Raw genomic sequence first — 19,395 nt, 5'->3', positions numbered from 1 at the left:
CTCCGGGGTCAGGCGGGTGCGGGGGCGAGCAACGGTTGCGGCGCGCCGACCAGGCCGGCCGCCAGGGTGGTGCCGTCGGACGGGTCGATGACCAGGAACGCGCCGGTGCGCCGGTTGGCGCCGTAGTCGTCGACCGGCAGCGGCTCGGCCGTGCGCAGCAGCACCCGGCCGATCTCGTTGAGCTGCAGGTTCTCCGGGTTGGCCACAGTGGACAGCCGCTGCTCGTCGAACCTGGAGACCAGCGTGGTGGCGATCGCCTGCACGGTGCGGGCGCCGTGCTTGACCAGCAGCCGGGCGTTGTGCCGCAACGGTTTGTCGGCCAGCCAGGCCAGCGTGGCGTCGAGCTGGTCGACCACGCGCGGCGGCGTGGCGGCGGTCGCGATCAGGTCCCCGCGGGAGATGTCGACGTCGTCGGCCAGCAGCAGGGTCACCGACCGGCCCGCGGCCGCCTCGGCGAGCGGGCCGTCCGGGGTGTCGATCCGGGTGACTGTGGTGGCGATCCCCGCGGGCAGCACGACGACCTCGTCGCCGGGGGCGATCGTGCCGGACGCGATCTGCCCGGCGTAGCCGCGATAGTCGGGATACTCCGGGGTGCGGGGGCGGATCACGTACTGGACCGGGAACCGGAACGGCGCGTCGTGCGGGTCCGGCTCCACCGGGACGGTCTCCAGGTGCTCGAGCAGCGTGGGCCCGGCATACCACGGGGTGCGCGGGCTTCTCTCCACCACGTTGTCGCCGACCAGCGCGGACACCGGGATCGCCAGTACCGAGCCGAGCGGGTAGCCAAGCGCGGTGGCGTGGTCGGTGAAGTCCTTGGCGATCACCTCGAAGGTGGCCTCGTCGTAGTCCACCAGGTCGATCTTGTTGACCGCGATCACCAGCCGCGGCACGCCGAGCAGGGCGAGCACCGCGGCGTGCCGGCGGGTCTGCTCCACCACGCCCTTGCGCGCGTCCACCAGCAGCACCGCCAGCTGCGCGGTGGACGCCCCGGTCACGGTGTTGCGGGTGTACTGCACGTGACCGGGGGTGTCGGCCAGCACGAACGACCGGCGCGGGGTGGCGAAGTACCGGTAGGCCACGTCGATCGTGATGCCCTGCTCCCGCTCCGACCGCAGCCCGTCGACCAGCAACGACAGGTCCGGAGTGGACAATCCCTTGTCGACACTGGCTCGGTGCACGGCGTCGAGCTGGTCGGCGAGCACCGACTTGGTGTCGTACAGCAGGCGGCCGACCAGGGTGGACTTCCCGTCGTCCACACTGCCCGCGGTCGCCAGCCTGAGAAGGTCACTCATCAGAAGTAGCCCTCCCGCTTGCGATCCTCCATCGCCGCCTCGGACAGCCGGTCGTCGGCCCTGGTGGCGCCGCGCTCGGTGAGTCGCGACGCGGCGACCTCGGCGATCACGTCGTCGATGCCGGCCGCGTCGGACTCCACCGCCCCCGTGCAGGAGCCGTCGCCCACCGTGCGGTACCGCACCGTCAGCTCCCGGACGGGTTCGCCGGGCCGTGGCCCACCCCACGGCCCGGACGTCAACAACATGCCGTCCCGCTCGAACACCGCGCGCCGGTGCGCGAAGTAGATCGACGGGAGCTCGACCTTCTCGCGGGCGATGTAGCGCCACACGTCCAACTCGGTCCAGTTCGACAGCGGGAACACCCGCACATGCTCACCCGGGCGGTGCCGTCCGTTGTAGAGGTTCCACAGTTCGGGACGCTGCCGCCGCGGCTCCCACTGGCCGAACGCGTTGCGCAGGCTGAAGATCCGCTCCTTGGCCCGAGCCCGCTCCTCGTCGCGCCGGCCGCCGCCGAACACCGCGTCGAACCGGTGCTCGTTGATCGTGTCCAGCAGCGGCACCGTCTGCAGCGGGTTGCGAGTGCCGTCCGGCCGCTCGGTCAGCCGGCCGTCGTCGATCCACTCCTGCACCCGCGCGACCAGCAGCCGCAACCCGTACCGCTCCACCGTGCGGTCCCGGAAGTCCAGCACCTCGGGGAAGTTGTGCCCGGTGTCCACATGCAGCAGCGGGAACGGAACCGGCGCCGGCCAGAACGCCTTCACCGCAAGGTGCAGCAGCACCGTGGAGTCCTTGCCGCCGGAGAACAGGATCACCGGCCGGTCGAACTCCCCGGCCACCTCGCGGAAGATGTGGACCGCCTCGGACTCGAGGCGGTCCAGGCTGTCCAGCGCCGTCGTCGTCATCCGTGCAACCCGCATTCGGTCTTGGCAAGGCCGGCCCACCGGCCGCTGCGGGCGTCGGCGCCCGGCAGCGGCTTCGCGGTGCACGGCGCGCAGCCGATGGACGGATAACCGGCCTGCACCAACGGGTTCTCCAGGATCCCGTGCTCGGCGATGTAGCCGTTGAACTCCTCGTCGCTCCACGCCGCGATCGGGTTGATCTTCACAAGCCCGTTGCGCTCGTCCCACTGCACGATCGGCGTGTTCGCCCTCGTCGGCGCGTCCACCCGGCGCACTCCGGTGACCCAGGCGTCGTAGCCGGCCAGCGTGCGCCGCAGCGGGATCACCTTGCGCAGGTGGCAGCACCGGTTCGGGTCGGTCCGGTTCAGCAGGCCGAACTCCGCCTCCTGGTCGGCGACCGACTGCTCGGCCTCGGCGTTGATGATGCGCACCTGCGGGTAGACCAGGTCGACCGCGTCGCGGGTGCCGATGGTCTCCGCGAAGTGGTAGCCGGTCTCCAGGAACAGCACGTCGACGTCCGGCTTCACCTTGACCGCCAGGTCGATCAGCACGGCGTCCTGCATGTTGGACGCGACGATCCAGGACTCGCCGAACGTCCGGGCCGTCCACTCCAGAGCGTCCAATGCGGACGCATCGGCCAGCTCGACCGACGCGGCCTCGGCAAGCTGCCTGAACCGCTCGGACCTGGTGGCGGTGGTCACCCCTTCACCTCCGCGTGCGTGGGCAGGTTGAGCCCGACGAACTTCACCGTGAACACCCGCCGGCAGCCAGCGCACAGCCAGGCGGCGTGCGGCTCCTCCACCGGGCGCAGGTCTTCCTCTCCGCAGTAAGGGCAGTAGAACGGGGTCGCACGCTGGGTGCTCATGTCATCACCTCGCAAGCTCGGTGATGGTGACCCTGTCGCCTCGTTCCTCGAAGTCGCAGGAGTGTCGAATGGTTCGCTCCGCAAGCTCCGCCAAGCCTGTGTCTTCTCGTTCCTCCAAGACGCAGAAGTATTAGTTGGTTCGCTCCGCAAGCTCCGCTCATTGCAGGTCCGCCTCCTCGGCCCGTGCGACCCACTGCGCGAACCGTTCGCCCGGCTCGCGCTGCGCGACGTAGTGCCGCACCACCCGCTCCACGTAGCCGGGCAGCTCGGCGCCGGTCACCTTGTGGCCGCGCAGCTTGCGGCCGAAGCCGGCGTCAAGGCCGAGCCCGCCGCCGAGGTGCACCTGGAAACCCTCCACCTGGTTGCCGGACGCGTCGGTGACGATCTGGCCCTTGAGCCCGATGTCCGCGGTCTGGATCCGGGCGCACGAGTTCGGGCACCCGTTGACGTGCACGCTGATCGGGGCGTCGATGCCGGCGGTGAGGTCGGCCAGCCGCTCCTCGAGCGAGGCGACCAGCTCGGCCGCCCGCGCCTTGGTCTCGACGATGGCCAGCTTGCAGAACTCGATGCCGGTGCAGGCCATCACACCGCGCCGCCACGGCGACGGCTCGGTCGGCAGGCCGAGCTTGGCCAGCTCGGCGCGCAGGCCGGGCACCTCGGCCCGCGGCACGTCCAGCACCAGCAGCTTCTGCAGCGGGGTCAGGCGGATCCGGTTGGAGCCCACCCGCTCGGCCGCCTTGGCCACCGCCACCAGGGTCGAGCCGGACACCCGGCCGGCGATCGGCGCCGCCCCGACGTAGAAGTTGCCGTCCCGCTGCGGGTGCACGCCGATGTGATCGACCGGCCGCTCCGGCACCCGAGGCGCCGGGCCGTCGATCAGCTTGCGCTTGAGGTACTCGTTCTCGAGCACCTCACGGAACCGCTCCGCGCCCCAGTCCTTGACCAGGAACTTGATCCGGGCCCGGTGCCGCAGCCTGCGGTAGCCGTAGTCGCGGAACACGCTGATCACGCCGGCCCACACCTCGGGCACCTCGTCGATCGGCACCCAGGCGTCCAGCCGCTGGCCGATCATCGGGTTGGTGGACAGGCCGCCGCCGACCCACAGGTCGAAGCCCGGCCCGTACTCGGGATGCTCGACGCCGACGAACGCGACGTCGTGCACCTCGTGCGCGACATCCGGCTGCCCGGAGATCGCGGACTTGAACTTGCGCGGCAGGTTGGCGAAGGCCGGGTCACCGATGTAGCGGCGCTTGATCTCCTCGATGGCCGGGGTGCCGTCGATGATCTCGTCCGCCGCGATCCCCGCGACGGGGGAGCCGAGAATCACCCGCGGCGAGTCCCCGCAGGCCTCCATGGTGGTCAGGCCGGCGCCCTCGAGCTTCGCCCATACCGCCGGCATGTCCTCGATCCGGATCCAGTGATACTGGATGTTCTGCCGGTCGGTGATGTCCGCGGTGTCCCTGGCGTAGGTCTGCGACACCTCGCCGATGACGGTGAGCTGCTCGGTGGTCAGCGCGCCCCCGTCGATGCGGACGCGGAGCATGAAGAACTCGTCGTCCAGCTCCTCGGGCTCGAGCGTCGCGGTGCGGCCGCCGTCGATGCCCGGCTTGCGCTGGGTGTACAGGCCGTACCAGCGGAACCGGCCGCGCAGATCGGCCGGATCGATGCCGTGGAAACCGGTGTGGGCGTAGATGTTCTCGATCCGCGCGCGCACGTTGAGCGGATTGTCGTCCTTCTTGCTGCGCTCGTTGGGGTTGAGCGGCTCGCGGTAGCCCAGCGCCCACTGGCCTTCGCCCCGCCGGGCGTGGGCCCGTTTGGGCGCGGCGGCGGGGGCCTTTCGCGGTGGTGTGGTGGGAGCTGCCACCGGGGGTCCCTCCGGGTGTCTGGGCGATCGACACGCACCGCTGCGAGGTCCCGGTGGGGGACGTCGGCCGGCGCGTCCCGTCGCCGGCTTTGGGCACTTGTGCGGCGGCGGGTTACCCGGCCGGCCGGCACATCGCGCTGGAGACGCGACGGAAGTCCACGTGGCGACGCGCCACCAGGTGCACCTCGGTCGCGGCGAACATGTCTTCGAGACTGCCATCCGCCCACGCTGTGGTCCACCGCGATCCGCATCGTGAGATGAGGTTGACGTGCGGGAAACTGTGGGAGTGGCTTCCGTACTCCCCGAGGGCGAGCCGGCTCCGGCTGACGGCGCGCTCCCGCCGTCCGCGCTGGCGGGGCTCGGGCGTCGCTCGTTCGGGGTCTACGTGCACGTTCCGTTCTGCGCCACCCGGTGCGGCTACTGCGACTTCAACACCTACACGGCCGGCGAGCTCGGCTCGTCGGCCTCCCCGGCGTCCTGGCTGGACGGGCTGCGCCGCGAGCTGGACCTGGCCGCCGGCGTGTTCGGCACGCCCCCCACCGCGGACACGGTGTTCGTCGGCGGCGGCACCCCGTCGCTGCTCGGCGCGGCCGGGCTGAGCGCGGTGCTGGACGCGGTGCGCGACGCGTTCGGGCTGGCCGGCGGGGCCGAGGTGACCGCGGAGTGCAACCCGGAGTCGACCTCGGCCGAGTTCTTCGCCGGCCTCCGCGCCGCCGGCTACACCCGGGTGTCGCTCGGCATGCAGTCGGCGGCGCCGCACGTGCTGGCCGTGCTTGACCGCACGCACACGCCCGGCCGGCCGGTCGCCGCCGCGCGCGAGGCCCGGGACGCCGGGTTCGAGCACGTCAACCTCGACCTGATCTACGGAACGCCGGGGGAGCGGCGTTCGGACCTGGAGGACTCGCTCGACGCGGTGCTCGCCGCCGGGGTCGATCACGTCTCCGCCTACGCCCTGATCGTGGAGGACGGCACCGCGCTGGCCCGGCGGATCCGGCGCGGCGAGCTGCCCGCCCCCGACGACGATGTGCTCGCCGAGCGCTACGAGCTGATCGACACCGCGCTTGCCGGGTACGGGCTGCACTGGTACGAGGTGTCCAACTGGGCCACCGGGCCGGACGCGTGGTGCCGGCACAACCTTGGCTACTGGCGCGGCGGCGACTGGTGGGGCGCCGGGCCGGGGGCGCACAGCCACGTCGGCGGGGTGCGCTGGTGGAACGTCAAGCACCCGGCGCGCTACGCGGCCCTGCTCGCCGAGGGGCGGTCACCGGCCGCCGGCCGGGAGCGGCTGTCCACACGGGACCGTCAGGTGGAGCGGGTGATGCTCGAGCTGCGCCTGGTCGACGGGCTGGCCGTGGACTTCCTGGACGAGCCCGGCCGGGAGCAGGCCCGGCTTGCCGCCGCGGAAGGCCTGCTCGAGCCGGCCGCCATGGCCGGCGTCAACGGCAAGTTCGGCCGCTGCGTCCTCACCCGCCGCGGCCGCCTCCTCGCCGACGCCGTCATCCGCCGGCTCGTCTAGGGATCGTCGTTTCTCCACGGCGATCATTCGACCCGACCCGCCAAGCTCCACATCGGCAACCAACCGTGGGACATTTCTTCCCTAGAGGGACGCCGTGTCACACGCCGTCCCTAGCCGGCCGGCGAGTCGTACTCTCCGGCCACCGAGTCGTAGTTCCCGCAGCCGATCAGCTCGCCTGGACCCGCAGGCCGTACATCAGTCGGCCGATTGCGGCGGCGTACTCGGCCTTGAGGCGGGGTTTGTCCTCGACGGCGGCCTCCGAGAGGGCCAGACCGGTGGCCATGAGCATGCCGAAGGTGATGCGGGTGGTGGTCTCAAGGGGTTGGCGCTCGATGTAGCCGGCCTCCATGAGCGCGCCGACCAGGTTCTCGACGAGGCCGTAGGCGAACTTCTCCTCGCACTCCCGCCAGCGGTGCCAGCCGAGGGCGAGGGGGGCTTCCTGCCAGACGATCTTTCCGTAGGCCGGGTCGCAGCAGTCGTCGAGGAACGTGTCGAGCGCGGCGAAGGCGGCCGCCCACGGGTTGTCGGCCTCGGCCGCCGCGGCCGCGGAGCGCTCGACGACCTGGCTCTCCAGTTGGTCGAACACGGCCTCGAACAGGGCGGTCTTGTTGGCGAAGTGGTGGTAGACCGCGCCGCGCGTGGCGTTGATGTCGGCGGCGACATCCTCCAGCGCGGTGCCGGCGAACCCGTGCTCGGCGAACCGCCGGGCGGCCGCGTCCAGCAGCGCCGCCCTGGTCGCCTGCGAGTACTGCTCGCGCCGGCTCTTGACGGTGGACATGCGCGGAGTATAGAACATACATAGTGTATGTTTCCAACGCCGAGTAGGTGACGCCGATGTCCGACTCCTGGAACCGTGCACACCGGCGTTATCGGCTCGTACACGCCGTCCTGGCCGGCATCGCGCGCACCGGCCGGCCGGAGGTCCCGGCCCGGCTGGCCGCCGCTGTCGACGCCGAGTTCGGCGACTTCGGGGAGTTCCTGCGAGATGTGCAGGCGCGGTGGTACCGCGCGTTCGACGCCCGGCTCGACACGGTGCTCGAGGTCGGGCCGGACGATCTGCCCGCGGCCGTGGCCGACGTCTGGCGCGGCCTGTCCGACACCATGCCGGCCGCCCGGCTGCTGCTGGACGCGCACGCCGAGCACCCGGCCCTGACCGCGCTGCACGAGCACCACCGGCGCACCCTGCGCGCCGCCACCGGGATCCGGCACGAGCTGCGCTGTCCCGCCTGAGGTAGGGGAGGAAACCGAGATGTCCCAATCCATCCAGCCCGGTGAGCTGCTGCTCGACCCGTTCGAGCCCGGGTTCACCGACGACCCGTACCCGCAGTACAAGCGGCTGCGGGACGCCGACTCGGTGCACGAGCACCCGTTCGGGTTCTGGATCATGACCAGGCACGAGGACGTGTCGGCGCTGCTCCGCTCCGGACTGTCCGTCGAGGACCGCAACCTGGCGCCGGGGCCGATCCGGGACCAGTACCAGGCGATGAGCGGCAACCAGGAGCTGACCATCCTCAACACCTCCATGCTCGACCGCGACCCGCCCGACCACACCCGGCTGCGCTCCCTGGTGGCCAAGGTCTTCACGCCGCGTTCGGTCGCCGCGCTCGAGCCCACGGTGGTCGCGCTGGTCGACGAGGCGCTGGACCGCATCGCCGCCACCGGGCGTGTGGATCTGGTCGAGGAGCTGGCTTTTCCGCTGCCGTTCGCGGTGATCTCCCAGATGCTCGGCATGCCGCCGACCGACCATGTCCGGATCCGCGAGCTGTCCGGCACCCTGGTCCGCTCGCTGGAGGTGGTCACCGACGAGGAGACCATCCGGGCGATCTTCGCGGCCAGCCAGGAGCTGTCCGCGATCATCCGGGACCTGATCGCGTGGAAGCGCGGCTCGCCCGCCGACGACCTGCTGTCCGCGCTGATCGCGGCGGAGCACGAGGGTCAGGTGCTCAGCGACGACGAGCTGGTGGCCCAGGTCGGGCTGCTGTACATCGCCGGGCACGAGACCACCGTCAACCTGATCGCCAACGGCGTGCTCGCGCTGCTGCGTCACCCGGACCAGCTCGAGCTGCTGCGCGCGCAACCCGATCTCATCGGCAACGCGGTGGAGGAGTTCCTCCGCTACGACAGCCCGGTGCAGCAGTCCCGGCGGATCACCCTCGAGCCGTACCGGGTGCGGGGCAAGGAGATTCCGGCGGGCGTGTTCGTGATCGCCGGCCTTGCCGCCGCCAACCGGGACGACCGGTTCTTCGGCCCGGACGCGGATCAGTTGCGTGTGGACCGTGCCGACGCCCGGCACCACGTGTCGTTCGGCGCCGGCCCGCACCACTGCCTCGGCGCCGCGCTGGCCCGGCTGGAGGGACGGGTGGCGATCGGCCGCCTCGTGCAACGATTCCCGTCGCTTGCGCTCGACGGTCCGGTACGCTGGAACGGCCGGATCAACCTGCGCGGCCCGGCCACGCTCCCGGTCGCCGTCTAAGGTGTCGTGAGTCCTTTGTGGACCTAGGCACCACAAAAGACTCACGACACCCGGGCCGCGGCTACTGGCGCTGCTCGCCCATGCGGTCCTTCAGCCGGTCGGCGCCCTGCTCGAGCTGGTCGGAGTACCTGCCGCCGGTCTTCTCGTCGGCGAGCTCACGTGCCTTGTCGACGCCCTGCTCGGCCTTGTCGCCGTGCCGGCCGAGCGCCTCCTGGGCCTTGTCCTTCATCTGGTCGAAACCCACGATGACTCCCTCCTGCTCCGGCACGCGGTGTGCCGGAGCCAGGGGGCTACCCGCAACCGCGGCGGGATAGCGCACCTCGTCGGAGATTTAACCCGGACGAGTGAGGGCTCACCGTCCGACGAGGACGCCGGCGATGGCGTCGATGCCGTGGTCGAGCTCCTCCTTGGTGATCACCAGCGGGGGAGCGACGCGCAGCGTGGTGTCCTGGGTCTCCTTGCACAGCACGCCGCGCTCCATCAGGGACTCGCTGACCTGGCGGGCGGTCGGGCCGCCGGGAGCGATCTCCACCCCGGCCCACAGGCCGCGGCCGCGGACCTCGGCGACGCCGCGGCCGACGAGCTCGCCGAGCCGCCGGTGCAGGTGCTTGCCGAGGACGCGGGAGCGCTCCTGGTACTCGCCGGTCTCCAGCAGCCGGACGACGGCCCGGCCCACCGCGCAGGCCAGCGGGTTGCCGCCGAACGTCGAGCCGTGCTCGCCGGGTTTGAGCACGCCGAGCACCGCGCGGCTACCGACCACCGCCGACACCGGCAGGATGCCGCCGCCGAGGGCCTTGCCGAGGGTGTACAGGTCGGCCCGGACGCCCTCGTGGTCGAGCGCGAACAGCGTGCCGGTGCGGGCCAGCCCGGACTGGATCTCGTCGGCGATCAGCAGGACGTTGTACTCGTCGCAGATCCGGCGCACGTCGCGCAGGTATCCGGCCGGCGGCACGATCACGCCCGCCTCGCCCTGGATGGGCTCGATCAGCACCGCCGCCGTGCGGTCGGTGATCACGCTCTCGAGCGCCCGGATGTCGCCGTACCGCGCCATCGCGAATCCCGGCGTGTACGGACCGAAGTCGTTGCGGGCCAAGGGATCGTTGGAGAACGAGATGATCGTGGTGGTGCGACCGTGGAAGTTGGACCCGGCGACCACGATCTCCGCGGTGCCGTCCGGCACGCCCTTGACCCGGTAGGCCCACTTGCGCGCGACCTTCAGCGCCGACTCCACGGCCTCGGCGCCCGAGTTCATCGGCAGCACCAAGTCGGTGCCGGTGAGTTGGGCGAGCTCGCGGCAGAACAGCCCGAGCTGGTCGTGGTGGAACGCCCGGCTGGTCAGCGTCAGCCGGCTGAGCTGCTCGGTCGCGGCGGCGATCAGCGCGGGGTGCCGGTGGCCGAAGTTCAGCGCCGAGTAGCCGGCAAGGAGGTCGAGGTACCGCCGACTGTCCACATCGGTCACCCAGGCGCCCTCGGCCTCGGCGATGACGACCGGCAGCGGGTGGTAGTTGTGCGTGCTCCACCGCTCGTCGAGCGCGATGAGCTCGGCCGCGGACCACGGCTGGTCCGCCGAGGTAGGCCGCTTGTGATCCGCAGTCAGCGTCATATCCTCAGGTTAAGGGAAGCCTGACGGTGCTTTCATCGACATGGCGTTGCTTTCTCCGGCGCATCGTTGCGCCATCGGCCCCGTACACGATCGTTCGTTGCGTTGGCGGCCGAAATGATCAGACGGTTAAGCTCCGGCGCATGGCGAAGAAGCGGTCGGTCCGGGACGCGCTGCGGCTCCCGGCGTCGGGCACGCTCCTCGATCCCGACGCCCGCCCGGTCGGACCGGGCTCGAAGGCCGCGGCGGCCAGGGATCTCGCGGCCACCGGCGAGCGGCTGGCCGCCCTGCAGGAGGCGCTGTTCGCCGAGGGGGCGCGCAGCGTGCTGCTCGTCCTGCAGGGCATGGACACCTCCGGCAAGGGCGGCACCATCAAGCACGTCTGCGGCCTGGTCAACCCGCAGGGACTGCGCATCGCCTCGTTCAAGAAGCCCACCCCCGCCGAGCGCCGCCACCACTTCCTGTGGCGCGTCCGCCGCGCACTGCCCGGCCCCGGCCTGGTCGGCGTCTTCGACCGCTCCCACTACGAGGACGTCCTCGTCGCCCGGGTCAACTCCCTCGTGCCCAGGCGGGTCTGGGCGGGCCGCTACGCCGAGATCAACGAGTTCGAGGCCGAGCTGACCGCGGCCGGCACCACCCTCGTCAAGTGCTTCCTGCACATCTCCGCCGAGGAGCAGGCCGAGCGCCTCGTCGCCCGCCTCAAGAACCCGGCCAAGCACTGGAAGTACAACCCGGCCGACCTCGACGCCCGCGCCCGCTGGTCCGACTACCAGGCCGCCTACGCCGACGCCCTCACCCGATGCTCCACCCCGGACGCGCCCTGGTACGTCGTCCCCGCCGACCGCAAGTGGTACCGCAACTGGGCCGTCGGGCACCTGCTGCTCGAGACCCTGAAGGACCTCGACCCGCAACCACCAGCCGCCACGTTCGACGTCAAGGCCGAGCTCGCCCGGCTCACCTGAACGCCCGGGGTCAGGTGAGCTTGCCGATCACCTCGTCTCCGTAGGCGGCGAGGGTCTCCTCCCGCTGGTCGTGCATGAGGTAGAGGGCGAACTGGTCGACGCCGAGGGAGGCGAGCTCTTCGAGGCGTTCGACGTGGGCGGAGGCCGGGCCGAGCAGGCAGAACCGGTCGACGATCTCGTCGGGGACGAAGTCGGTCGACGGGTTGCCGGCCTTGCCGTGGTGGGCGTAGTCGTAGCCCTCGCGGCCGCGGATGTAGTCGGTGAGCTCGCGCGGAACGGGGCCGGACTCGCCGTAGCGCGCGACCAGGTCGGCGACGTGGTTGCCGACCATGCCGCCGAACCAGCGGAGCTGGTCGCGCTGGTGCGGCAGGTCGTCGCCGACGTAGGCCGGGGCGGCCACGCACATGGTGATGCCGCCGGGGTCGCGGCCGGCGGCAGATGCGGCGGCGCGGACCGCGCCGATGGTCCACTCGGCGATGGCCGGGTCGGCGGTCTGCAGGATGAAGCCGTCGGCCTGCTCGCCGACCAGCTTCAACGCCTTGGGACCGTAGGCGGCCATCCAGATCTCCAGCCGGCCGTCGCGCACCCACGGGATGCGCACCGGCACCCCGTGCAGCCGCACCTCCCGGCCCTCGGCCAGCTCGCGGATCACGTGCATCGCCTCGCCGAGCACGGCAAGCGACGCCGGCTTCTGCCCGATCACCCGGCGCGCCGAGTCGCCCCGCCCGATGCCGCACACCGTGCGGTTGCCGAACATGTCGTTGAGCGTGGCGAACAGCGACGCGGTGACCGACCAGTCGCGGGTGCTCGGGTTGGTCACCATCGGCCCGACGGTCATCGCCGAGGTCTGGGCCAGGATCTGCGAGTAGATGACGAACGGCTCCTGCCACAGCACCACGGAGTCGAACGTCCAGCCGTAGCTGAAGCCCCGCCGCTCGGCGTCGACCATCAGCCGGATGACGTCGCTGGCCGGTGGGTCGGTCTGCAGTACCACCCCGAAGTCCATCGTGGACACTCCTGCTCAGATCAGATACTGGGACAGCTCGCGGGCGAGGAACCGGCCGTGACCCTCGCGGCCGTGGAACGTCCCGTCGGCCACCACGATCGCGCCGCGGGACAGCACGGTCTCCACCTTGCCGGTGATCTCCCAGCCCTCGTAGGCGGAGTAGTCGACGTTCATGTGATGCGTGGCCGCCGACAGGGTCTGCGTGGCCGCCGGGTCGTACACCACGATGTCGGCGTCCGCGCCGGCGGCGATGACGCCCTTGCGCGGGTAGAGCCCGAACATCCGCGCCGGCGTGGTTGAGCTGATCTCCACCCAGCGGGCCAGCGAGATCTCGCCGGCCAGAACCCCTTGGTGCAGCAGGTCCATCCGGTGCTCGACGCCCGGCATCCCGTTGGGAATCTTGGAGAAGTCGCCGCGCCCGAGCTCCTTCTGATCCTTGAAGCAGAACGGGCAGTGGTCGGTGGACACCACGCACAGGTCGTTGGTGCGCAGGCCTCGCCACAGGTCGCCCTGGTGGTCCTTGGGCCGCAGCGGGGGAGAGCAGACGTACTTGGCGCCGTCGAAGTCCGGCCGGGCCAGGTCGTCCAGCGACAGGAACAGGTACTGCGGGCAGGTCTCGGCGAACACGTTCTGCCCGGTGTCGCGCGCCTCGGCCACGGCGGCAAGGGCGTGCCGGGAGGACAGGTGCACGATGTACAGCGGGGCGCCGGTGACCTTGGCCAGCTGGATGGCCCGGTGCGTGGCCTCGCCCTCCAGCTCGGGCGGCCGGGTGATCCCGTGCTCCACCGGTGCGGTCCGGCCGGCGGCCAGCGCCTCGGCGACCAGCTCGTCGATCGCGATGCCGTTCTCCGCGTGCATCATGATGGTCGCGCCGGTCTGGGTGGCCTTCTGCATGGCCCGCAGGATCTCGCCGTCGGTGGAGTACAGCACGCCGGGATAGGCCATGAACATCTTGAAGCTGTTCACCCCGGCGTCCACACAGGACTCCATCTCCTTCAGCGTGGTGTCGTTCACGTCGGAGATGATCATGTGGAAGCCGTAGTCGATCGCGCAGTGGCCGTCCGCCTTCTCGTGCCACTTGTCCAAGGTGGACAGCAGGGAGGTTCCCTTGGCCTGCACGGCGAAGTCGACGATCGTCGTGGTGCCGCCCCAGGCAGCGGCCGTGGTGCCGGTGGTGAAGGTGTCGCTGGACATCGTGCCGCCGAACGGCATCTCCATGTGGGTGTGCACGTCGATGCCGCCGGGCAGCACGTACCGCCCGGCCGCCTCGATGACCGTGTCCGCCGTGTCGATCACGCCGGGCGCGGTGACCTCGGCGATGGTCTCGCCGTCCACCAGCACGTCGGCGGCAACCGCGCCGCTGGCGTTGACGACCGTTCCGTTGCGAATGAGCGTGCGCATTGCGTTAAGCCTTCGTGAGTGAGTCGTAGGTGTCCGGCCGGCGGTCGCGGTAGAACGCCCACAGGTCCCGGACCTCGGCCAGCTTGCCCATGTCCAGGTCGCGCACCACGACCTCCTCCTCGGTGTCCGACGCGGCCTCGCCGACCAGCTGGCCGCGCGGGTCGACGAAGTAGGACTGGCCGTAGAAGTCGTTGTCGCCCAACGGTTCCACGCCCACCCGGTTGATCGTGCCGACGTAGTACTCGTTGGCGACGGCCGCCGCCGGCTGCTCGAGCCGCCACAGGTACTCCGACAGCCCGCGGCTGGTGGCCGACGGGTTGAACACGATCCGGGCGCCGGCAAGGCCAAGCGCCCGCCAGCCCTCCGGGAAGTGCCGCTCGTAGCAGATGTACACGCCGATGCGGCCGACCGCGGTGTCGAACACCGGATAGCCGAGGTTGCCGGGCCGGAAGTAGAACTTCTCCCAGAAGCCCTTCACCTGCGGGATGTGGTTCTTGCGGTGCTTGCCGAGGTAGGTGCCGTCGGCGTCGATCACGGCCGCGGTGTTGTAGTAGATGCCCGGCTGCTCCTGCTCGTACATCGGCACGATCAGCACCACGCCGTGCTGGTCGGCCACCTCGCACATCAGCTGGGTGGTCGGCCCGTCGGGGATCTGCTCGGTGTAGGAGTAGTAGTCCGCGTCCTGCACCTGGCAGAAGTACGGGCCGTAGAACAGTTCCTGCAGGCACACGACCTGGGCGCCCTGCGACGCCGCGCGGCCGATCGCGTCGACCGCGTTGGCGATCATCGACTCCTTGTCGCCGGTCCACCGCTGCTGGACGAGGCCTGCCCTGACGATCTCTGCCACGCTGTCTGTCTCCAATCGGTGTTACGGGGTCGCCACCGGCGCCGCGGCCGACCGGTCGGCCGGCTCGCGCCGGTTGCCGTTCGGCCCGGTCAGCACCAGGAACGTGATCAGGCTGGCCACCAGGCCGATGGCCCAGCTGTAGTCGTAGAGCGGCTTGAGGAACGGGATCAGCCCGTCCTCCGGGAACGGCCCGGCGCCCGGGTTGGAGTACACGCCACCGACCGCGAGCAGCATCCCGACGCCCGTGGCGACCAACCCCTGCCAGCTGAAGCCGGCCAGGTACCAGTACCGCCCGTCGCGCCGGTACAGATCGACGAGGTTCAGCTGGGTCCGGTGCACCAGCCAGTAGCCGGCGATGAGCACACCGGCGACGCTACCCAGCAGTCCGCCGTAGGTTTGCAGCCAGGCGAAGATGTAGACCTCGGGGCTCTCCAGCAGGTACCACGGCATGATCACGACGCCGAGCACGCCGGTGATCAGCGCGCCGCCCCGCCGGCTGATCAGCTTCGGCGCCACGTTGGAGAAGTCGTAGGACGGGCTGACCACGTTGGCCGCCACGTTCACCGACACCGTCGCCACCAGCACGGTGAACAGCGCCAGCGCGACGACCAGGGTGTTGTCGAACCGGTTCGACAGCGCGATGGGGTCCCAGATCGGCTCGCCGTAGATCACCTGGGTGCCCGAGGTGATGATGATCGACAGGATCGCGAAGAACGACATCGTGGTCGGCAGCCCGAGCGTCTGGCCGAGCATCTGCTGCCGCTGCCCGGCGCCGAACCGGGTGAAGTCCGGCATGTTCAGCGACAGCGTCGACCAGAACGCGATCATCGCCATCAGCGACGGGAAGAACACCGTCCAGAACCCGCTGCCCCAGCCCAGCTTCGACGGCTGGGACAGGATCGGGCCGAACCCGCCTGCCTTGATCAGGATCCAGACCAGCAGGACCACCGCGACCGCGATCACGAACGGGGCGGCCCAGTTCTCGAACCGCCGCAGCGTCTCCATGCCCCGCCAGATGATCCAGATCTCGATCACCCAGAACAGGAAGAACGAGGCCCACAGCGTCCACGGCTTGCCGGCGATCTGCGACGCGTTGGCCCACCAGTCGCCGAAGATCTTGCTCGCGATCACGTGCACCCCGGCGCCGCCGATCCAGGTCTGGATGCCGAACCAGCCGCAGGCGATCAGCGCGCGCAGCAGCGCGGGGACGTTGGCGCCCCGGATGCCGTAGAACGCCCGAGCGAACACCGGGAAGGGGATCCCGTACTTGGTGCCGGCGTGGCTGTTGAGCAGCATCGGGATCAGCACGAGCAGGTTCCCAAGGGTGATCGTGAGGAACGCCTGCACCCAGTCCATGCCCAGGGCGATCAGGCTCGCGGCGAGCGTGTAGCTGGGGATGTTGTGCGCCATGCCGACCCACAGGGCGCAGTAGTTGTACGTGGTCCAGGTCCGCTTCTCGGTGGGGACCGGAGCGAGCTCGGTGTTGTAGTACTGGCTGTCCTCGACCGCCGAGCTGTCGGTCAGCTCGACCCGGCCGTCGGGGTGCGTGGTGGTCGCGGGGATGGTCGTCATCTCTACTCCGCTCGGGCCAGAGGCTGGAGGTCCATCCCGGCATCGTGGGCGTCGGTCTCCCCGTGGGGCAGTGTCACAGTGTTCACCGTTGATCTACTCGGTTGACACTGTGCCTGTTGCGCCGCGGCCGGGCGAGTGCAAGGGCGCGCGGCTGCCCCTCGGTGCGCGGCCGGTTGCCCGAATGGTCACATGCTCGGCCGTGTGAGCAGAAACCCCTGGCTGGCAGCGTGATCACCGGCATGAGCACCCGTATGCAAGGAGGAACTGGTCATGGGCGCACCGCTGGCTGGAGCCGAGCTGGCCCTCGGGGTCATCGAGGCGGCCAACGCGACCGTGGGCACCGCGATGACGGTGGGAGCCGCCGCGGCCGAGGGCGACGAGGGCTTCCACGTCGCCGAGGCGAGCATCGTGTACCCGAAGGAGCTGCCGGAGAACCTCTGGGTCGGCGACCACAGCCCGATCAACAAGGACGTCATCAAGTTCGTGATGGACGGCTGGGTCTGGAACAACAACTGCAACGTCTCGATGGCCGGCTACTGCAGCAACTCCAACGAGCCGCCGGCCTGCTACCTCGAGGGCGAGAACCCGACGCTGCCGGCCAACCGGTGGCTCACCGTCCAGTTCGGCGTCTCCGGCTCCTCGGAGGACCTCGGCGAGGGCCTGATCACCTGCTCGATCCACCCGCACGCGGAGGTCACCGCCGGCGACTCCCCGGACCAGCCGATGATGCCGGTCTACGTGGAGGGCCGGTGCGACCCGGTGGGCCCCGGCGACTCGCGCTACTCGTTCTGGATGTACGTCGACACCTTCGGCGGGGTCTGGCTCGACGAGAGCACCGTGCAGTCCCGGCAGTGCGAGATCACTCAGCAGGGTGAGCACATTCAGGTGTACATGAACCAGTAGGTGGTTCGGGGAACGTGAAGATCCCTTCGCTTTCCGCGCCGGCCACGCAGAGGTTCGGGTACTCCGCTTCGAAGGACACCACGCGGTCCCGCCAGTTGCCGCCGACCTCGACGATCACCGGTTGGTAGATCAGCACGCAGGCGACGGGGAGCGGCTCCAGCGCGGTGAAGTCGCCGTCCACCCAGTCGAGGGTGGCGCACGCCTCCCGGGCGTCGGGGTGGCTGCCGCCCTCGGGCGCGCACTTCAGCGTCATCTCGGCCACCACCGGCCAGGTCTCGTCCGTGGGGTCGTAGGCGGTGATCACCAGGGACGACTCCGACGGCAGCAGCCGCGCCTGCGCGGCCGGCGCGACCGGGCCGCACAGCGCGATCGCAGCGGCCACCGCGGCGGCCGCGCGCAGAGATCTACGCATGCCGGGGTTATCGGCCGCCGAGCCGGCGAGCTGGCCACCGGATCGGGTGGACTTCAGGTTCCCGTTCGCACGCTCAGCGCGATCAGCGCCACGTGCAGGGACAGCACCGACTCGGGGTCGTCGAGCGACACCCCGAGCACCTGCTCGATCCGGGCGAGCTGCTGGTAGTAGGCGGTGCGGGACATGTGGGCGGCGGTGGCGGCCGCGGACTTGTTGCCGCCGTGCTCGCAGAAGTGGCGCAGCGCATCGACAAGGCGGCTGCCGTGGCTGGCGTCGCGGGCGATCAGCGGGCCGAGCTCGCGGTCGGCGAAGGCGGCCACCCGGTCGTCCTCGGCGAGCAGGTGCAGCAGGCCGCGCAACCGCACGTCGTCGAGCCGGTGGTAGGCCCTGGCCGCGGCGTGCCCGCCGGGGGAGCGCAGCGCGGCCTGGGCGACCTGGGCGGCCTCGATCAGGCTGCGCCGGGCGTCGGAGACGGTGCCGACGTTGCTGCCGACCGCGACCACGACCGGCATGGCCCGCGGCGCCGCGGTCGCGGCCTGGTGGATCTCCTTGGTCAGCCGGCGCAGCACGGTGTCCGGATCGGCCTGCGGGGTCAGCGACAGCAGCGCGCGCACGCTGGTGTCGTCGACGACGCCGACCAGCGCGGCCACCCGGGCGCGGCGCGCGGCGAGGGCGGTGGCCTCGGCGAGGTCGCGCAGCACCTCCTGGGTGGCCATGGACAGCGCCGGCCGGGTCGGCTTGATCAGCGCCGCCGTGCTCGGCCGCACCGACATGCCGACGAGTTGCCTGCGCTCCAAGGGAACTCCGAGCGCGCCGGCCCGCGCGGTGAGGTCGCTCGGCGTGGTCGGCGAGGAGAGCAGCTCGGTGAGCAGGGTGCGGTGCGCGTGCCGCTCGAGGCCCTCCCGGTCCCTGGCCACGAGCCGGTGCACGGCCAGCGCGGACGCGGCCCGCTCGATGATCACCAGCTGCCGGTGCTGCGGCGGCTCCGGGCACAGCAGCACCAGCCGCCCCCAGTCGTTGCCGCGCGCGCCGACCACGGTGACCAGCCACCCGGCGTCGGCGTGGTAGCTGGTCCGCTCGCTGACCGTCACCGCCCTCGAGCGCCGCGCCCAGTCGGCAAGCAGCTCGCTGGGATCCATGCCCGCGGTGTCGTAGGCCAGCACGTCGTGCGACAGCGTCTCCAGCACGACCGGCAGCCCGGACGCGCGGGCGACCTCGCGCAGCACCTCGGCGGGCTCGGCGCCGGCCACGGTGAGCGCGGTGAACGTCTCGTGCACCTGCTCGGCCGCGCGCAGCTCGGCCACCTGGGCGTCGACGATCAGCCCGACGACCGCCTCGGTCACCGCGACGAACCGGGTCTCCCGCGACAGCGTGACCAACGGCATACCCTGCCGCTCGGCGGCCGCCACCAGCGCGGCCGGCAGCGCCTCGCTCCAGTGCCGGACCAGCTCGACGACGAGCCCGGCCACCCCGGTCTCGGCCAGCTCGTCGATGTACCTGCGCAGCGCGTCGGGGTCGTCGGGCAGCGCGATGCCCGTGGTCAGCACCAGCTCGCCGCCGCGAAGCAGGTGGGCGATGTCGGCCACCTCGGCGACGTGCACCCAGCGCACCCGCCGGTCCAGCCCGGTCGACCCGGCCACCACCTTCGGCCGGCCCTGCCGGATCACCGGCAGCGCAAGGGCGTCGGCCACGGTCGGGTACACGGGCACACTGTAAGGCGCGGCGGGCGACCGCGATACAGGTTGTCCATGGCGGCGCCGGCGCGGTCCGGCCAGACTCGGCG

20 protein-coding genes are annotated in these 19,395 nt (G+C 71.0%); 5 read left to right on the top strand and 15 right to left on the bottom strand.

From position 1 onward, the window contains the following. Window positions 1–8: 8 nt before the first annotated feature. The 6 genes from VGX25_RS22715 to VGX25_RS22690 form a co-directional block, all read right to left on the bottom strand. Window positions 9–1,292, bottom strand: coding sequence for a sulfate adenylyltransferase subunit 1 (locus VGX25_RS22715; protein ID WP_326919894.1), 1,284 nt, complete (start codon window positions 1,290–1,292; stop codon window positions 9–11). Next, window positions 1,292–2,194, bottom strand: coding sequence for a sulfate adenylyltransferase subunit CysD (gene cysD, locus VGX25_RS22710; RefSeq protein WP_326919893.1), 903 nt, complete (start codon window positions 2,192–2,194; stop codon window positions 1,292–1,294). Before cysD ends, VGX25_RS22715 begins: the two co-directional genes overlap by 1 nt. Further along, window positions 2,191–2,892 carry a phosphoadenylyl-sulfate reductase gene (locus tag VGX25_RS22705; RefSeq protein ID WP_326919892.1) on the bottom strand — a complete coding sequence of 234 codons (702 nt, stop codon included), beginning with the start codon at window positions 2,890–2,892 and terminating at the stop codon, window positions 2,191–2,193. The genes cysD and VGX25_RS22705 overlap by 4 nt, the downstream gene beginning before the upstream one ends. Next, complete coding sequence (locus VGX25_RS22700; protein WP_326919891.1) at window positions 2,889–3,056, bottom strand: Insertion element protein; 168 nt, start codon at window positions 3,054–3,056, stop codon at window positions 2,889–2,891. Before VGX25_RS22700 ends, VGX25_RS22705 begins: the two co-directional genes overlap by 4 nt. 157 nt (window positions 3,057–3,213) lie before the next feature. After that, window positions 3,214–4,920 carry a nitrite/sulfite reductase gene (locus tag VGX25_RS22695; RefSeq protein ID WP_326919890.1) on the bottom strand — a complete coding sequence of 569 codons (1,707 nt, stop codon included), beginning with the start codon at window positions 4,918–4,920 and terminating at the stop codon, window positions 3,214–3,216. A gap of 112 nt (window positions 4,921–5,032) precedes the next feature. Continuing rightward, complete coding sequence (locus tag VGX25_RS22690; protein ID WP_326919889.1) at window positions 5,033–5,122, bottom strand: putative leader peptide; 90 nt, start codon at window positions 5,120–5,122, stop codon at window positions 5,033–5,035. 84 nt (window positions 5,123–5,206) lie between these two features. Here VGX25_RS22690 and hemW point away from each other — a divergent pair, with 84 nt between their 5' ends. After that, window positions 5,207–6,436: a radical SAM family heme chaperone HemW gene (gene hemW, locus VGX25_RS22685; protein ID WP_326919888.1), complete on the top strand. Its 1,230-nt coding sequence runs from the start codon at window positions 5,207–5,209 to the stop codon at window positions 6,434–6,436. Window positions 6,437–6,602: 166 nt separating this feature from the next. Here the strand turns inward: hemW and VGX25_RS22680 are convergent, their stop codons facing one another. Next, window positions 6,603–7,214, bottom strand: a complete 612-nt coding sequence (locus VGX25_RS22680) for a TetR/AcrR family transcriptional regulator (RefSeq protein ID WP_326919887.1) — start codon at window positions 7,212–7,214, stop codon at window positions 6,603–6,605. A gap of 56 nt (window positions 7,215–7,270) precedes the next feature. On the opposite strand from VGX25_RS22680, the gene VGX25_RS22675 reads away from it, so the two are divergent. Next, a complete protein-coding gene (locus tag VGX25_RS22675; RefSeq protein ID WP_326919886.1) occupies window positions 7,271–7,666 on the top strand; it encodes a hypothetical protein in 396 nt (131 codons plus the stop codon). A gap of 19 nt (window positions 7,667–7,685) precedes the next feature. Continuing rightward, the gene (locus VGX25_RS22670) at window positions 7,686–8,909 is read left to right on the top strand and encodes a cytochrome P450 (RefSeq protein ID WP_326919885.1); all 1,224 of its coding nucleotides are present in this window, start codon (window positions 7,686–7,688) and stop codon (window positions 8,907–8,909) included. A gap of 61 nt (window positions 8,910–8,970) precedes the next feature. On the opposite strand, the gene VGX25_RS22665 is transcribed toward VGX25_RS22670, so the two are convergent. Next, on the bottom strand, window positions 8,971–9,153 hold the full coding sequence (locus tag VGX25_RS22665) for an antitoxin (RefSeq protein ID WP_326919884.1): 183 nt from the start codon (window positions 9,151–9,153) through the stop codon (window positions 8,971–8,973). Window positions 9,154–9,261: 108 nt separating this feature from the next. Beyond that, entirely contained in the window at window positions 9,262–10,512 is a 1,251-nt protein-coding gene (rocD, locus tag VGX25_RS22660) for an ornithine--oxo-acid transaminase (protein ID WP_326919883.1), read from the bottom strand. A gap of 140 nt (window positions 10,513–10,652) precedes the next feature. Between rocD and VGX25_RS22655 the strand changes: the two genes are divergently transcribed. Further along, window positions 10,653–11,471: a PPK2 family polyphosphate kinase gene (locus VGX25_RS22655; RefSeq protein WP_326919882.1), complete on the top strand. Its 819-nt coding sequence runs from the start codon at window positions 10,653–10,655 to the stop codon at window positions 11,469–11,471. A gap of 10 nt (window positions 11,472–11,481) precedes the next feature. On the opposite strand, the gene VGX25_RS22650 is transcribed toward VGX25_RS22655, so the two are convergent. The 4 genes from VGX25_RS22650 to VGX25_RS22635 are packed head-to-tail and all read right to left on the bottom strand — an operon-like array spanning window position 11,482 to window position 16,297. Continuing rightward, window positions 11,482–12,477 carry a TIGR03842 family LLM class F420-dependent oxidoreductase gene (locus VGX25_RS22650; protein ID WP_326919881.1) on the bottom strand — a complete coding sequence of 332 codons (996 nt, stop codon included), beginning with the start codon at window positions 12,475–12,477 and terminating at the stop codon, window positions 11,482–11,484. Between the two features lie 15 nt (window positions 12,478–12,492). Further along, entirely contained in the window at window positions 12,493–13,878 is a 1,386-nt protein-coding gene (gene hydA / locus VGX25_RS22645) for a dihydropyrimidinase (protein ID WP_326919880.1), read from the bottom strand. 4 nt (window positions 13,879–13,882) lie between these two features. Continuing rightward, window positions 13,883–14,725 (bottom strand): nitrilase-related carbon-nitrogen hydrolase, encoded by an 843-nt coding sequence (locus VGX25_RS22640; protein WP_326919879.1) that lies wholly within the window; start codon window positions 14,723–14,725, stop codon window positions 13,883–13,885. Between the two features lie 21 nt (window positions 14,726–14,746). Then, window positions 14,747–16,297, bottom strand: a complete 1,551-nt coding sequence (locus VGX25_RS22635) for an NCS1 family nucleobase:cation symporter-1 (protein WP_326919878.1) — start codon at window positions 16,295–16,297, stop codon at window positions 14,747–14,749. A gap of 270 nt (window positions 16,298–16,567) precedes the next feature. Here VGX25_RS22635 and VGX25_RS22630 point away from each other — a divergent pair, with 270 nt between their 5' ends. Continuing rightward, window positions 16,568–17,200: a hypothetical protein gene (locus VGX25_RS22630; protein WP_326919877.1), complete on the top strand. Its 633-nt coding sequence runs from the start codon at window positions 16,568–16,570 to the stop codon at window positions 17,198–17,200. Here the strand turns inward: VGX25_RS22630 and VGX25_RS22625 are convergent. Next, on the bottom strand, window positions 17,157–17,612 hold the full coding sequence (locus tag VGX25_RS22625; RefSeq protein WP_326919876.1) for an SSI family serine proteinase inhibitor: 456 nt from the start codon (window positions 17,610–17,612) through the stop codon (window positions 17,157–17,159). The genes VGX25_RS22630 and VGX25_RS22625 overlap by 44 nt on opposite strands. Before the next feature lie 53 nt (window positions 17,613–17,665). After that, window positions 17,666–19,315, bottom strand: coding sequence for a PucR family transcriptional regulator (locus VGX25_RS22620; RefSeq protein ID WP_326919875.1), 1,650 nt, complete (start codon window positions 19,313–19,315; stop codon window positions 17,666–17,668). Window positions 19,316–19,395: the final 80 nt, after the last annotated feature.

Source organism: Actinophytocola sp. (assembly GCF_035942955.1).
In the GTDB taxonomy this organism is placed as follows: Bacteria; Actinomycetota; Actinomycetes; order Mycobacteriales; family Pseudonocardiaceae; genus DASYTH01.
The sequence above is the reverse complement of the archived record's forward strand: the minus strand, read 5'-3'. Positions and strand labels throughout refer to the sequence as shown.

Bases quoted from the DNA above. Each gene is read 5' to 3' on its own strand.
- VGX25_RS22715 (WP_326919894.1), bottom strand. From the start codon at position 1,292: ATGAGTGACCTTCTCAGGCTGGCGACCGCGGGCAGTGTGGACGACGGG.
- cysD (WP_326919893.1), bottom strand. From the start codon at position 2,194: ATGACGACGACGGCGCTGGACAGCCTGGACCGCCTCGAGTCCGAGGCG.
- VGX25_RS22700 (WP_326919891.1), bottom strand. From the start codon at position 3,056: ATGAGCACCCAGCGTGCGACCCCGTTCTACTGCCCTTACTGCGGAGAG.
- VGX25_RS22690 (WP_326919889.1), bottom strand. From the start codon at position 5,122: ATGTTCGCCGCGACCGAGGTGCACCTGGTGGCGCGTCGCCACGTGGAC.
- VGX25_RS22680 (WP_326919887.1), bottom strand. From the start codon at position 7,214: ATGTCCACCGTCAAGAGCCGGCGCGAGCAGTACTCGCAGGCGACCAGG.
- VGX25_RS22675 (WP_326919886.1), top strand. From the start codon at position 7,271: ATGTCCGACTCCTGGAACCGTGCACACCGGCGTTATCGGCTCGTACAC.
- VGX25_RS22670 (WP_326919885.1), top strand. From the start codon at position 7,686: ATGTCCCAATCCATCCAGCCCGGTGAGCTGCTGCTCGACCCGTTCGAG.
- rocD (WP_326919883.1), bottom strand. From the start codon at position 10,512: ATGACGCTGACTGCGGATCACAAGCGGCCTACCTCGGCGGACCAGCCG.
- VGX25_RS22655 (WP_326919882.1), top strand. From the start codon at position 10,653: ATGGCGAAGAAGCGGTCGGTCCGGGACGCGCTGCGGCTCCCGGCGTCG.
- VGX25_RS22650 (WP_326919881.1), bottom strand. From the start codon at position 12,477: ATGGACTTCGGGGTGGTACTGCAGACCGACCCACCGGCCAGCGACGTC.
- hydA (WP_326919880.1), bottom strand. From the start codon at position 13,878: ATGCGCACGCTCATTCGCAACGGAACGGTCGTCAACGCCAGCGGCGCG.
- VGX25_RS22635 (WP_326919878.1), bottom strand. From the start codon at position 16,297: ATGACGACCATCCCCGCGACCACCACGCACCCCGACGGCCGGGTCGAG.
- VGX25_RS22630 (WP_326919877.1), top strand. From the start codon at position 16,568: ATGGGCGCACCGCTGGCTGGAGCCGAGCTGGCCCTCGGGGTCATCGAG.
- VGX25_RS22625 (WP_326919876.1), bottom strand. From the start codon at position 17,612: ATGCGTAGATCTCTGCGCGCGGCCGCCGCGGTGGCCGCTGCGATCGCG.